At 63.8% G+C, this 13,375-nt stretch carries 9 protein-coding genes; 4 read left to right on the forward strand and 5 right to left on the reverse strand.

Annotated elements, in window-relative coordinates:
- Window positions 1-26: 26 nt before the first annotated feature.
- The 3 genes from pncB to JQ575_RS18430 are packed head-to-tail and all read left to right on the forward strand — an operon-like array spanning window position 27 to window position 3,458.
- A complete protein-coding gene (gene pncB, locus JQ575_RS18420) occupies window positions 27-1,331 on the forward strand; it encodes a nicotinate phosphoribosyltransferase (RefSeq protein WP_212034629.1) in 1,305 nt (434 codons plus the stop codon).
- A 45-nt stretch (window positions 1,332-1,376) separates the two neighbouring features.
- Window positions 1,377-2,672 (forward strand): O-acetylhomoserine aminocarboxypropyltransferase, encoded by a 1,296-nt coding sequence (locus tag JQ575_RS18425; protein ID WP_212034630.1) that lies wholly within the window; start codon window positions 1,377-1,379, stop codon window positions 2,670-2,672.
- Between the two features lie 3 nt (window positions 2,673-2,675).
- Entirely contained in the window at window positions 2,676-3,458 is a 783-nt protein-coding gene (locus JQ575_RS18430) for an alpha/beta fold hydrolase (protein WP_212034631.1), read from the forward strand.
- 129 nt (window positions 3,459-3,587) lie between these two features.
- On the opposite strand, the gene JQ575_RS18435 is transcribed toward JQ575_RS18430, so the two are convergent.
- The 4 genes from JQ575_RS18435 to JQ575_RS18450 form a co-directional block, all read right to left on the reverse strand.
- Complete coding sequence (locus JQ575_RS18435) at window positions 3,588-4,613, reverse strand: S1C family serine protease (protein ID WP_212034632.1); 1,026 nt, start codon at window positions 4,611-4,613, stop codon at window positions 3,588-3,590.
- Between the two features lie 82 nt (window positions 4,614-4,695).
- Complete coding sequence (locus JQ575_RS18440; RefSeq protein WP_212034633.1) at window positions 4,696-5,145, reverse strand: hypothetical protein; 450 nt, start codon at window positions 5,143-5,145, stop codon at window positions 4,696-4,698.
- A gap of 7 nt (window positions 5,146-5,152) precedes the next feature.
- Complete coding sequence (locus JQ575_RS18445; RefSeq protein WP_212034634.1) at window positions 5,153-6,751, reverse strand: GMC family oxidoreductase; 1,599 nt, start codon at window positions 6,749-6,751, stop codon at window positions 5,153-5,155.
- A gap of 112 nt (window positions 6,752-6,863) precedes the next feature.
- On the reverse strand, window positions 6,864-8,087 hold the full coding sequence (locus tag JQ575_RS18450; protein WP_212034635.1) for a cytochrome P450: 1,224 nt from the start codon (window positions 8,085-8,087) through the stop codon (window positions 6,864-6,866).
- 195 nt (window positions 8,088-8,282) lie between these two features.
- Between JQ575_RS18450 and JQ575_RS18455 the strand changes: the two genes are divergently transcribed.
- Complete coding sequence (locus JQ575_RS18455) at window positions 8,283-9,893, forward strand: NAD(P)/FAD-dependent oxidoreductase (RefSeq protein WP_212034636.1); 1,611 nt, start codon at window positions 8,283-8,285, stop codon at window positions 9,891-9,893.
- 160 nt (window positions 9,894-10,053) lie between these two features.
- On the opposite strand, the gene JQ575_RS18460 is transcribed toward JQ575_RS18455, so the two are convergent.
- Window positions 10,054-13,371: a carboxyl transferase domain-containing protein gene (locus tag JQ575_RS18460; RefSeq protein ID WP_212034637.1), complete on the reverse strand. Its 3,318-nt coding sequence runs from the start codon at window positions 13,369-13,371 to the stop codon at window positions 10,054-10,056.
- Window positions 13,372-13,375: the final 4 nt, after the last annotated feature.

A 13,375-nucleotide genomic window follows, 5' to 3' on the forward strand; every position in this document is an offset into this window, starting at 1 on the left:
CGCCGCGGGCGCGATAGAGTTCCGGCATGGCAGTCACAGATATTGCATCCCGGACCTACAACCACGGCTGGCGGCTCGATCCGATCGTGCGCAGCCTGCTGGATACCGACTTTTACAAGCTGCTGATGCTGCAAATGATTCGGGAGTTTTACCCGGATCAGCAGGTGACGTTTTCGGTGATCAACCGCAGCAAGCATGTGCGGCTGGCCGAAACCATCGACGAGGGCGAGTTGCGCGCCCAGCTCGACCACGCCCGCACCATCCGCTTCACCAAGAAGGAATTGATCTGGCTCGCCGGTAATACGTTCTACGGCAAGACCCAGATGTTCTCCCCGGACTTCATCAACTGGCTCGCCAATTTTCGTCTGCCCGAATACGAGCTGCGGAAGGTGGACGGCCAGTATGAACTGCACTTCCACGGGCCGTGGACGCACACCACGATGTGGGAAATCCCGGCGCTCGCGATCATGAACGAACTGCGCTCGCGCCAGGCGCTGAAGGGACAGGGGCGGTTCGCGCTCGACGTGCTCTATGCCCGCGCCAAGGCAAAACTCTGGACCAAGGTCGAGCGGCTGCGCAAACTCGAGGGCTTGCGGCTGTCCGACTTCGGCACCCGCCGCCGCCACGGTTTTCTGTGGCAGCGCTGGTGCGTCGAGGCGGTCAAGGAAGGCCTCGGATCCTCCTTCACCGGCACCTCCAACGTGCTGCTCGCGATGGACAATGATCTCGAAGCCATCGGCACCAATGCGCATGAATTGCCGATGGTTGCAGCGGCCCTTGCGAATGACGATACCGAGCTGCGCTGGGCGCCCTATCGCATCCTCGATCAATGGCGCCATACCTATGGCGGCAATTTGCTGATTGCGCTGCCCGACGCCTTCGGCACCAAGCCGTTCCTGCGCGATGCGCCGGACTGGGTCGCCGACTGGACCGGCTTTCGCCCCGACAGCGCGCCGCCGATCGCGGCCGGCGAAGACATCATCAAGTGGTGGAAGCAGAAGGGCCGTGATCCCCGGGAGAAACTGCTGGTGTTCTCCGACGGCATGGACGTCGGCTCAATCGAAGAAACCTATCGGCATTTTACCGGGCGGGTCCGCGTCAGCTTCGGCTGGGGCACCAACCTCACCAACGATTTCGTCGGCTGCGCGCCGGACGGATCGGCCGATCTCGATCCGATCTCGATCGTCTGCAAGGTGACGTCGGTGGATGGACGGCCGGCCGTCAAACTGTCGGACAATCCGGAAAAGGCGACAGGCTCGCCGTCCGAGGTCGAGCGATATATACGCGTGTTCGGAAATGCCGGCCGCGTCCGCGCCGCCGTGCACGTCTGAACCAGCAACACTCCCTGGCCACCCAAACGATTCGACGAGGCCCGCATGCCCGCACCCAAGCCGCCTGCCTTTGAAACCCTGAGCCTGCATGCCGGCCAGCGCCCGGACCCCGTCACCGGCGCCCGCGCGGTGCCGATCTATCAGACCACGTCCTACGTGTTCCAGGATTCCGACCACGCCGCCGCGTTGTTCAACCTCGAACGCGCCGGACATATCTACACTCGCATTTCCAATCCGACGACCGCGGTGCTCGAAGAGCGGCTTGCGGCGCTGGAAGCCGGCGTCGGCGCGATCTGCACCGCGAGCGGCATGGCCGCGCTTCATCTGGCGATCGCCACCCTGCTCAACGCCGGCGACCATATCGTCGCCTCCTCCTCGCTCTATGGCGGCACCATCAATTTGCTGGCGCACACGTTGCCGCGCTTCGGCATCACCACGACATTCGTTAAACCGCGCGCGCTCGACGAGTTCCGCGACGCGATCAAGCCGAACACAAAGCTCGTGATCGGCGAGACCATCGGCAATCCCGGCCTCGAGGTGCTGGATATTCCGGCGGTCGCGGAAATCGCCCATGACGCCAAAATCCCGCTGTTGATCGACAACACCTTTGCGACGCCGTTTCTCAGCCGGCCGATCGAGCTTGGCGCCGACATCGTGATGAACTCGGCGACCAAATGGATCGGCGGCCACGGCATCGCGATCGGCGGCGTCATTGTCGATGGCGGTCATTTTGATTGGCATGACTCCGGAAAATTCCCTGTCCTGACCGAGCCCTATGCCGGCTATCACGGCATCGTCTTCGACGAGCAGTTCGGCCAGGCCGCCTTCATCATGCGCGCCCGCACCGAGGGCCTGCGCGATTTCGGCGCGTGCCTGTCGCCGACCAATGCATTCCAGCTGCTGCAGGGCGTCGAGACGCTGGGCGTGCGCATGGAACGCCACATGAGCAATACGCTCACGGTGCTGGAATTCCTGAAGTCCAACAAGGCGGTGGAGTGGGTGCTGCATCCCGCGCTGGAAAATCATCCCGACCACCAACTCGCATTGCGGCTGTTGCCGAAGGGCGCCGGCTCGATCGTGAGCTTCGGCATCAAGGGCGGCCGTCCCGCGGGCAAGAAGTTCATCGAGACGCTGCGCATGGTCAGCCACCTCGCCAATGTCGGCGACGCTAAGACGCTGGTGATCCATCCGGCCAGCACCACGCATCAGCAGATGGACGCGGCGCAACTCAAGGCCGCCGGCGTCGGCGGGGAACTGGTGCGGCTATCGGTCGGCATTGAAGCTGTGGCAGATATCATCGACGATCTCGGCCAGGCGCTTCGCGCATCGCAGAAGGTGTGAGCCATGCAACTGTCAGTCAAAGGGTCCGATATTTTCGTTGCCACCGGCGGGCGTCCGTTCGATCCGTCGCTGCCCGTGGTGGTGATGCTGCATGGCGCGGGTTTTGATCATTCGACCTGGGCACTACACAGCCGCTGGTTCGCCCATCATGGCTATGCCGTGCTGGCGCCGGATCTGCCGGGCCATGGCCGTTCGTCCGGCAACGCGCTGCCGACCATCGCAGACATGGCCGACTGGACCGCGGCATTGCTGGATGCGGCCGGCGCGCCCAAGGCAAGACTGGTCGGGCATTCCATGGGATCGCTGATCGCGCTGGAGACATCGGCGCGGCATCCGGACAAAGTTTCTGGGCTTAGCCTGATCGGAACGGCGGCGACGATGACCGTCGGCCCCGATCTGCTCAAGGCCGCGGAGTTCAACAATCCCGATGCCATCGACATGGTCTCGATCTGGGGCCTCGGCTTCAAGGCCGAACTCGGCGGCAGTCTCGCGCCGGGATTGTGGATGCATCAGGGCGCGCAGCGCGTGCTGCAGCAGACCCGTCCGGGCGTGCTCTACAGCGATCTCAACGCCTGCAATTCGTACGAGGGCGCGCTCGCGGCAGCAGCGGCGGTCAAGGTGCCCGCGACGTTCATTCTCGGCGAGCGCGATATGATGACGCCCGCCAAGGCCGGCAAGACGCTGGCGGCGGCAACGCCAAACGCCCGCGTCGTGGTGCTGGCCGGCGCCGGCCACATGATGATGGCCGAAGCGCCGGATGAATTGCTGGCGGCGTTGAGGGAGTAGTTTCGGCTTCACTCTCACCCCTCATCCTGAGGAGCGGCCGATTGGCCGCGTCTCGAAGGATGCAGGCCCGGCTGGGGCCTCATGGTTCGAGACGCGCGAAGACGCGCTCCTCACCATGAGGATTTGATACTACTGCCTTGCCGCGCGCTTGCGCTCTACCGGGTGAATATCCACCGCCCGCAACCTTCCCATGCGGAGCACGTCCATTTCCAGCTTGCGATCGATGCGGTCACGGTCGAGTGCGCGGATCAGGTCGTCGACGCCGTTGATCTCGACGCCGTCCAGTTTGATCACGACGTCGCCCGGCAACAGTCCGGCCTGGGCCGCGGGGCTGTCAGCCTCGATCTGCGCCAATAGCGCGCCCATCGTGTTGTCGACGCCGGCCACCACCGCGTGCCGCCGCAGGATCGGGGCGGTCTGGCCGGACACGCCGATATAGGCGCGTCGGACATAGCCGTGGCGGATGATCTCCGACAGCACGAACTGCGCGGTGTTGCTGGCGACCGCAAAACAGATGCCCTGCGCGCCCTGGATGATCGCGGTGTTGATCCCGATCACCTCCGCCGCCGAGGACACCAGTGGCCCGCCCGAATTGCCGGGATTGAGCGCAGCGTCGGTCTGGATCACGTCCTCGATGGTCCGCCCGCTCACCGAGCGGATCGAACGTCCCAGCGCCGACACCACACCCGCGGTCACCGTCGATTCAAACCCCAGGGGATTGCCGATCGCGACCACCAGCTGGCCGCGGCGCAGGCTCTTGGAATTGCCTAGCGATGCGTACGGCAGGTCCCGTGCGCCGTCGGCCCGCAGCAAGGCGAGATCAGTGTCGGGATCGACGCCAAGCACATGCGCGTCGGTGACAAACCCTTCGGTATCCCGCAACCGGATTTCTTTCGACGATCCGACCACGTGGCTGTTGGTCAGCACGAAACCATCCGGCGAGATCACGATGCCCGAGCCGAGGCCGCCGCGCTCGCGCGCGGTGCGTACTTTGGGGCCGGTTTCGACGCGCACCACAGCCGGCCCGACGCGCTCGGTCACGCCGATCACGGCGTTGGAATAAGCGTCCAGCAAGGCCTGGTCATTGGCGGGGGCGTGTTCGGTCACGCGCGATGACGATCCGTCATCGGCGTTATCTGGGGAAAAATCCAACATGGCGAATTCCTTCGCCCGTCAGATGGTTACGGGATTACCTCGACGCAAGAGCCTCAACCTTGGCGCAAACCTGCCCTGAGGCTTACGTGGCCCGCCGCAGATTCGGCGGCTTCGCCTTGACCGGATCGAGCAGCGACCAGTCGCCCTGTTCCAGCGTGTAACCTTGCGGGAACGGCGCGCGGAGTTCCAGCCCGAGCGATCGCAGCACGCGATCGTCGCGGTAATAGCATTGCAGCACGACGCGGACGAGGGTTGCGGCCGCAGCGCCACCCGATGCGCGGAATTCCTCAGCCACCGCATCGCGCCGCGCCGGATCAAGCTCGGCGAGCGGCTTGCCGGCAAGCCGCGCGAGGTGATTGAGCGCCTCTGCTACCAGCGCAGTGTCGCGCCCGAGCGTCGCCAGCATGTCGGCCTGAACAGCGGGATCGTCCGCGCCGGGCACCTTGTACTCGTCGCTGGCGGGGACGATCATCGCAGCGACGATGCGGAGATCGTCGCGCTGGGCTGACGTCAGTTCATTTGATACGGACATGGCGGCCTCAGTCGAAGAGATTGGCTAGACGTTGTTTCATCTGGTCGGCGACGTAGAGCGCGATCGCCTGGATGGTCGAGGTCGGGTTCACGCCGCCTGAGGTCACGAACACGCTGCCGTCGACGATGAAGAGATTCTTCACATCGTGCGACCGGCCCCATTCGTTGACCACCGAGCGCGCCGGATCGGTACCCATGCGTGCGGTGCCGAGCAGATGCCAGCCGCCCCATGGGATCGGGTCGTTGATGCAGAGGTCCGTGGCGCCTGCGGCTTCGAGAATCTCCCTACCCCGCGCTAATCCGTGCGCCATCATCTTCCGGCTGTTCTCGCTGATGGTGTAGTCGATCTTCGGTGCGGGAATGCCATGGCTGTCTTTCAGCACGGGATCGAGCGTGACGCGGTTGTGTTCCTCGGGCAGATCCTCGCAAATCGCCGAGACCCCGAGCCGATGGCCATTGAGCTTGCGGAAGACGCGGTGGTGATCCGCGCCCCACGGCAAGATGCCCTTCTGCTCGCTCGCGACGGCTTCGAACACCGGCCCTGCGCCGCGGCCGAACTGGATGCCGTAGCCGCGTACGAAGCCGCGCGAGAGGTCCGTGTCGTAAAACTCCTTGCTCCAGAGGCAGGTCGGCGGCGCGCGGTTAGAGTCGGTCGGCTCTTTCACAAAACCGTAGATTTGCGCATAGGGATGGAACATCAGGTTCTTGCCGACCAAGCCGGACGAATTGGCGAGCCCGTTCGGAAAACGGCCGGAGACCGAATTCAGAAGCAGCCGCGGCGTGCCGACGCCGTTGCAGGCGATGATCACCACCTCGGCCGGCTGGAATTGCTCGACGCCATCCTTGTCGTAGTAGACGACGCCCGAGGCCATGCCGTGCTCGTTGGTCAGGATCTCGCGCACCCGGCAATGGGTTTTCAGCTCAACGCCGGCGCGGATCGCGTGCGGCCAATAGGTGATGTCGGTCGAAGCCTTTGCGCCTTGCGCGCAGGCCGGCGTGCAATGGCCGAGATTGATGCAGCGCGCCCTGCCCTCGTAGTCCATCGTCGCGACCGTGGTGTCTGACGGCCACCAGTGCCAGCCCAGCTTGTTCATGGCCTTGCCGATCAGCGGGCCGGAGAGCCCAAGCGGCTGCGGCGGCATCGGCGGGTGCGTTAGCGGCGAACGCGGATCGCCTGATAGCCCCGACACGCCCATCATGCGGTCGTTTTCTTCGAAGAATGGGGTCAGCGCGTCGTAATCGATCGGCCAGTCGTCGGCGACGCCGTCGAGTGTCTTCACCTTGAAATCGGACGGATGCAGCCGCGGCCAGTGCGCGGTGTACATCACCGTCGAGCCGCCGACGCCGTTGAAATTCACCACTTTGATCGGCGAGTTGTCGTCATTGATCGGGTAGTCCTCGGGCCGGCCGCGAATGTTCGGGCTGGTCGACCAATCGCCATAAAACTTCGCCTCCCAGTCACGCCCGGTGCTCGGATAGTCCGAAGAATTCATCCAGCCGCCCTGGTCGAGGCAGAGAATGTGCATCTTGGTATCGGCCAGGCTCCAGGCGACTGCCGCGCCGGAAGCACCGGCGCCAATGATCAGGACGTCAACGGGATCGTTCATTCCAGTTCCTTGAAGGTTTCTCTTCCGTCATTGCGAGCGAAGCGAAGCAATCCATTCTTTCTTTTTGTGGGAGCATGGATTGCTTCGTCGCTACGCTCCTCGCAATGACGGCCTAATTCACAATCCTTACCGGCAGCGAACGAATGCCGCGAATGAAATTCGAATAGAGCCGCTGCGGCGGACCGACCATCTCAAAACGAAGGTCCCTTGCCAACACTTCCTCCCAAAGAATGCGGATTTGCTGTTCGGCGAGCCGGTCGCCGACGCAGCGGTGGATGCCGGCGCCGAAGGCGAGGTGCTGCCGGGGTTTGGCGCGATCGACAATGAAGTCGTCGGCGCGATCGATCTTTTCCTCGTCGCGGTTGCCCGAGATGTACCACATCACGACCTTGTCGCCTTTTGCAATTCGGCGGCCGGCCAACTCCACATCGTTGCGCGCGGTGCGGCGCATGTGCAGCACCGGCGTCTGATAGCGGATGGTCTCGGAAACGAGGCTGGGAATCAACTCGCGCCGGCTGCGCACCAGTTCGAACTGCTCGGGATTTTCGACCAGCGCCATCAGCCCGCCGGTCATCGAATTGCGCGTGGTGTCGTTGCCGCCGACGATCAGCAGCGCAATCGTCCCGATGAATTCGCGTGCCTGCAGATTCTGCGTCGCTGGCGAGTGCGCCAGCATCGAGATCAAATCGAAGGTTGGCGCCGCGTTCGCACGGGCATCCCATAATCTGCGGAAATATTCCCCCATCTTGGTGAGTTCGGCGATGCGTTCCTCCGCCGAATGCACGACGGCGTCTGATGCTTCGACATTGGCGATCGCGACATCGGACCACCAGGTCAGCCTCTCGCGGTCCTCCCAGGGAAAATCGAACAGCGTCGCCAGCATCATGTTGGTAAGATCGGTCGAGACCCGCGCCACCCAGTCAAACGTCTCGTGGCGCGGCAGCGCGTCGAGCACGTCGGACGTGCGCTTGCGGATCAGCGCCTCGAGGTTGGCGAGGTTTGACGGCGCCACGATGGGAGCAACGGTGCGGCGATGCGCGGTATGGCCCGGCGGATCCATCCGGATGAAGTTGGCAAACTCCTGGCCGAGGGGCTGATCGGTGATCTGGATACCGCCGAGTTCCGAGCTCGACGAATAGTTCTCGTGGTTGAGCTCAACGGTAAAGATATCATCGTAGCGCGTTACCGACCAATACGGCCCGAACGGTGAGACCTCGCAATAATGCACGGGATCGTCGCGGCGCAGCTGGGCGAACAACGGCCGCCAGTTGTCGTCCTGGTACAAATGGGGATCGCTGACGTCGATCGAGGCCAGCTTGCGCAGCGCCTGGGCCATCGTGTCCCTCCCCTGTTTCCGTCGCCGCTTGCCGGGCGCTCCTGCCTCGGACGATAGGGGCAGATATGGCCATGAGTAAAGGCACGTAAGGCCACCCGGCGGCAAACCTGCAACCCTGCCACGCGTCCAGGCGGGGTTTGTCCACCGGCGCAAGAGCGGATAGCTTTGGCGCCAGGGACAATATTAAAGACATACATGGGAGCGACGCCGATTCCGGATCTTGACGTCATCATCATCGGCGCCGGCCTTTCCGGCATGTACCAGCTCTACCGGCTGCGTGAGCTGGGCTTGCGGGTGCGCGTGCTGGAGGCGGGCACCAATGTCGGCGGCACCTGGTACTGGAACCGTTATCCCGGAGCACGCTTCGATTCGGAGAGTTATTCCTATGGCTATTCCTTCTCCAAGGAGTTGCTGCAGGAATGGGACTGGTCCGAGCATTTTGCAGGCCAGCCGGAAACTTTGCGCTACTGCAACTACGTCGCCGACAAGTTCGATCTGCGCCGGGACATCCAGTTCGAAAGCCGCGTCAAGGCCGCCCATTACGAGGAGGAAAGCCGGAGCTGGACGATCACGCTGGAAGACGGCAGCCGGTTCAACTCGCGCTTCCTGATCACGGCGATCGGGCCGCTCTCGACGCCTACGCTGCCGCGAATCGAAGGTCTTGGCGATTTCAAGGGCGCATCGTTCCACACCGCGCGCTGGCCGAAGGAGCCGGTGGATTTCACCGGCAAGCGCGTCGCTGTCATCGGCACCGGCGCAACCGGCATCCAGACCATCCAGACCATCGCCGGCCAGGTCGGACATCTGACGGTGTTCCAGCGAACGGCGAATTGGGCAGCGCCGCTGCACAACGGCAAGATCGACGCCGAGACGCAGAAGAAAATCAAGGCCGGCTATCCCGAGATATTTGCCCGCTGCCAGGAAACTTTCGCATGCTTCGTCCACACGCCTGATACGCGCGGCGCGTTCGAGGTGTCCGACGAGGAGCGCGAAGCCAACTATGAGCGGCTCTACGGCGAGCGCGGCTTCGGCATCTGGCAGGGGAATTTCAAGGACATCCTGATCGACCGCAAGGCGAACGCGACGATCAGCGATTTCGTCGCACGGAAAATCCGCCAGCGGGTGAAAAACCCTGAGGTCGCCGAGAAGCTGATTCCGAAGAACCATGGGTTCGGCACACGGCGACTGCCGCTGGAGACGTTTTACTTTGAGGTCTACAACCAGGGCAATGTCGAGCTGGTCGACATCAAGGAGACACCGATCGAGCGGATCACGCAAGCGGGCATCAAGACCAGCGCGAAGGAATTCGAGTTCGACATCATCATCTACGCGACCGGGTTCGACGCGCTCACCGGCAGCTTCGACAAGATCGACTTCCGCGGCGTCAATGACGCGCGGCTGAAGGAAAAATGGAAGCACGGGCCGCAGACTTACCTAGGCATCATGGTCCACGAATTCCCCAACATGATGATGCTGATGGGGCCGCACACGGCGCTCGGCAACATCCCGCGCAGCATCGAATACAGCGTCGATTGGGTGACCGGGCTGGTGCGCTTTGCGTACGACAACAAGCTGACACGACTGGAAGCGACCACCGCCGGTGTCGATTCATGGACCGATCACGTCAAGACGCTCGGCGTCGGGCTGCTGTCCAACGAGATCGATTCCTGGATGACCGGCATCAACTCCAACGTCGAAGGCAAACAAACCCGCATCATCGCCCGCTACAGCGGCAGCGCCCCGGCGTACCGCGCGCGGTGCGACGAGGTGGCCGCGAAGGGGTATGATGAATTGAGGTTGGGATAGCTTCCTTCTCCCTCGCCCCGCTCTTGCGGGGAGAGGGTCGGGGTGAGGGGCTCTATCCGCGAACTCGGAGTTCGTTGATGGACCTGTACCCCCTCACCCGGATCGCAAGAGCGATCCGACCTCTCCCCGCAAGCGGGGCGAGGTAAGTAAGAAGTTCTCCCTACCACGCATCGATGCACGGCCGCTTGCGGCCGCTGCGCGGCTCCGGCTTCGGCACCGAGCGCAGCCCCGACATGATCCAGTGCCTGGTGTCAGCGGGATCGATCACCTCGTCGATCTCCAGCACCGAGGCGATCGAGACCGCCTTGCCGTTGGCATAGAGCTCGGCGACCTTGGCCTTGTAATATTTCTCGCGCTCTTCGAGGTCCGCAATCGCTTCCATTTCCTTGCGGAAGCCGAGCCGGACATAGCCTTCCAGGCCCATGCCGCCGAATTCGCCGGTCGGCCACGCCACCGTGAAGAACGAGGCATGAAAGCCGCCGCCGATCATGGCCTGCGCGCCGAGGCCATAACCCTTGCGCAGCACCACACCAAACAGCGGCACCGTGAGGCTGGCGCCGGTCACGAACATCCGCGCGACGTGGCGCACAATGGCGGTCTTTTCCGCTTCGGGCCCGACCATGAAGCCGGGCGTATCGCACAGCGACACGATCGGAATATCGAAGGCATCGCACAGTTGCAGGAAGCGCGCGGCCTTGTCGCCGGCCGCAGCGTCGATCGCACCGCCAAGGTGCTTTGGATTGTTGGCGATCAGACCGAACGGCTTTCCCTCGATGCGGATGAACGCCGTGATCATGCCGACGCCGAAATCGCGGCGGATTTCGAGCACTGATCCCTCGTCGGCGAGAAGGTCGATGACGGTCCTGATGTCATAGACCCGCAGGCGGTTCTCCGGGATCGCGCGCCGCAGCAGCCGCTGGTCCGGCGCCTTCCAATTCGTCACCGTGCCTTGAAAATACGACAGGTACTTTTGCGCGGCGGAGGTTGCTTCGGCTTCGTCCTCGACCAGGATATCGATCACGCCGTTCGGCGACTGGAACGACACCGGGCCGACTTCGGCCGGATGATAGACGCCAAGCCCGCCGCCTTCGATCATCGCCGGCCCGCCCATGCCGATCGACGCGTTTTTGGTCGCAATGATCACGTCGCAACAGCCGAGCATCGCGGCATTGCCGGCGAAGCAATAACCGGAGACGACGCCGATGACAGGCACCAATCCCGACAGTTTTGCGAATTGCACAAAGGACGGCCCGTCGAGACCGGTCATGCCGAGCCGGTCGGTATCGCCGGGACGGCCGCCGCCGCCTTCCGCGTAAAACACCAGCGGCATCCGCCATTGTTCGGCGAGGCCGAGCATGCGGTCGATCTTCTTGTGGTTCATGTGGCCCTGCGTGCCCGCCAGCACGGTGTAATCATAGGAGATCACCATGCAGCGGGCGCCTTCCGCGCCGAATTTTTCCGCGTTCACGGTGGCGACACCGGAGATCAGGCCATCAGCCGGCGTGTTCTGGATGAGGTCGTCGACCTTGCGCCGCCGGCGCTGCGCCGCTATTGCGAGCGAGCCATATTCGACGAACGATCCTTCATCGACGAGCTGCGCGAGGTTTTCGCGCGCCGTGCGCTGGTTGGTCTTGCGCCGCCGCTCGACCGAGGCCGGTCGGTTCTTGTCCAGCGTGATGGCGTGGCGCGCGATCAATTCGGCGAGGTCAGGGCGGATATGATCGAGATCGACATCCTCTTCTTCCGCAACATCATGGGCATCGATCTCGGCCGGTTCGAGAAACAGGATAGCTTCGTCCTGCATCAGCGTGACGCCGGCTTCCGCAGCGATCCTGGTCACCTTGCCGCCATGCGGCGCGGTCACCAGATGCTCCATCTTCATGGATTCGAGCACCGCGATCTGCTGGCCGGGGCGGACGAGATCGCCTTCCCTGACCTCGATCGCAACGATCGTGCCCTGCAGCGGCGCCGGTACCGGGACGGAGCCGGCGGGACCGGCTGACCCGGCCGAGGCTTCGCGGGCCTCGGGAATGGACACGGCAGCGCCCGCTTCCAGCAGTTCCGGCGCCGAAAGATCGTTCGCCGCGTGCACCAGCGCGGCGACATGGGTATCGATAAAGCCGGTGTTTATCCGGTTGGCGACGAAATCCGGATGCGCCAGCACCGCGCCGAGGAACGGGATATTGGTGGCAACGCCGCCGATGCGGAATTCGCGCAGGGTGCGCGTGGCCTTCTGCACCACGTCGGCCCAGTTTGGGCCGGTCGCGCGCACGATGACCTTGGCGAGCAGCGAGTCGAAGGCGGCGCTGGTCTTGTAGCCGGAATAGCCGAACGTATCGACGCGGACACCGGGGCCCGCCGGCAGATCAAACATGGACAGCGTGCCGCCGGTCGGCTTGGTGACGCCGTTCTCGTCCATCACTTCCATGTTGACGCGAAGCTGCATCGCATAGCCGCGCGGTTTTGGGATGTAGGCCTGCGCCAGGCCGAGCGAACCCAGCGTGGCGCCGCCGGCGACGGCGAGCTGCGCCTGCACCAGATCGACGCCGAGCACCTCCTCGGTCACGGTGTGCTCGACCTGCAGCCGCGGATTGGCTTCGATGAAGGCGAAGGCCTGCGCATCGCCTTTGGCGTCGCCATCGACCAGGAATTCGAAGGTGCCGAGATTGTCGTAGTTTGCGGCGGCCGCGAGTTCCCGGGCGGCGTCAATGATCCGCGTGCGCAGACCGTTGCTCAGCGAGGGGCTCGGCGCCACCTCGATCAGCTTCTGGTTCCGGCGCTGGATCGTGCATTCGCGCTCCCACAAATGGCTGATCGCGCCATGGTGGTCGCCGATGATCTGCACCTCGATATGACGGGCGTTGCGGATGAGGCGCTCGACATAGACGCCGTCGCTGCCGAAGGCCGCCTTGGCCTCGGACTGGCAGCGCGCATAGGCCTCTTCCAGCTTTGCCGCATCGTCCACGATACGCATGCCGCGCCCGCCGCCGCCGGCGATAGCCTTGATCATGACGGCGGCACCAGAGCCCAGCGACGCGAAGAAGGCCTTGGCGTCATCGAGCGAGGTCGGGCCGCTGGTACCCTCGATGATGGGCACGCCAGTCTCTTTTGCCAGCGCCTTGGCCTTGGCCTTGTCGCCGAACAGATCCAGCGCCTCCGGCGACGGGCCGACAAAGGTGATGCCCTCTTCCGCGCAACGCCGGGCGAGCAAGGTGTTTTCGCTGAGAAAGCCATAACCGGGATGCAGTGCATCGCAGCCGGTGGCTTTGGCGGCGGCGACGACCGCCTCGATGTCCAGATAGGCCCGCGCGCCCCGCCCCGGGATTTCATGCGCCGCGTCAGCGGCGCGGACATGCAACGACAGCGCGTCGTCGGCGGGGTAGATCGCGACGGTGGCTAGGCCGGTCTCGCCCGCGGCCCGCGCGATACGAATGGCAATCTCGCCGCGATTGGCGATCAGGAGCTTATTGAAGGGCATAAAT

Source organism: Bradyrhizobium sp. JYMT SZCCT0428, assembly GCF_018131075.1.
In the GTDB taxonomy this organism is placed as follows: Bacteria; Pseudomonadota; Alphaproteobacteria; order Rhizobiales; family Xanthobacteraceae; genus Bradyrhizobium.

Coding starts and splice junctions, on each gene's coding strand:
- JQ575_RS18425 (WP_212034630.1), top strand. CDS start 1,377: ATGCCCGCACCCAAGCCGCCTGCCTTTGAAACCCTGAGCCTGCATGCC.
- JQ575_RS18435 (WP_212034632.1), bottom strand. CDS start 4,613: ATGTTGGATTTTTCCCCAGATAACGCCGATGACGGATCGTCATCGCGC.
- JQ575_RS18430 (WP_212034631.1), top strand. CDS start 2,676: ATGCAACTGTCAGTCAAAGGGTCCGATATTTTCGTTGCCACCGGCGGG.
- JQ575_RS18440 (WP_212034633.1), bottom strand. CDS start 5,145: ATGTCCGTATCAAATGAACTGACGTCAGCCCAGCGCGACGATCTCCGC.
- pncB (WP_212034629.1), top strand. CDS start 27: ATGGCAGTCACAGATATTGCATCCCGGACCTACAACCACGGCTGGCGG.
- JQ575_RS18445 (WP_212034634.1), bottom strand. CDS start 6,751: ATGAACGATCCCGTTGACGTCCTGATCATTGGCGCCGGTGCTTCCGGC.
- JQ575_RS18450 (WP_212034635.1), bottom strand. CDS start 8,087: ATGGCCCAGGCGCTGCGCAAGCTGGCCTCGATCGACGTCAGCGATCCC.
- JQ575_RS18455 (WP_212034636.1), top strand. CDS start 8,283: ATGGGAGCGACGCCGATTCCGGATCTTGACGTCATCATCATCGGCGCC.
- JQ575_RS18460 (WP_212034637.1), bottom strand. CDS start 13,371: ATGCCCTTCAATAAGCTCCTGATCGCCAATCGCGGCGAGATTGCCATT.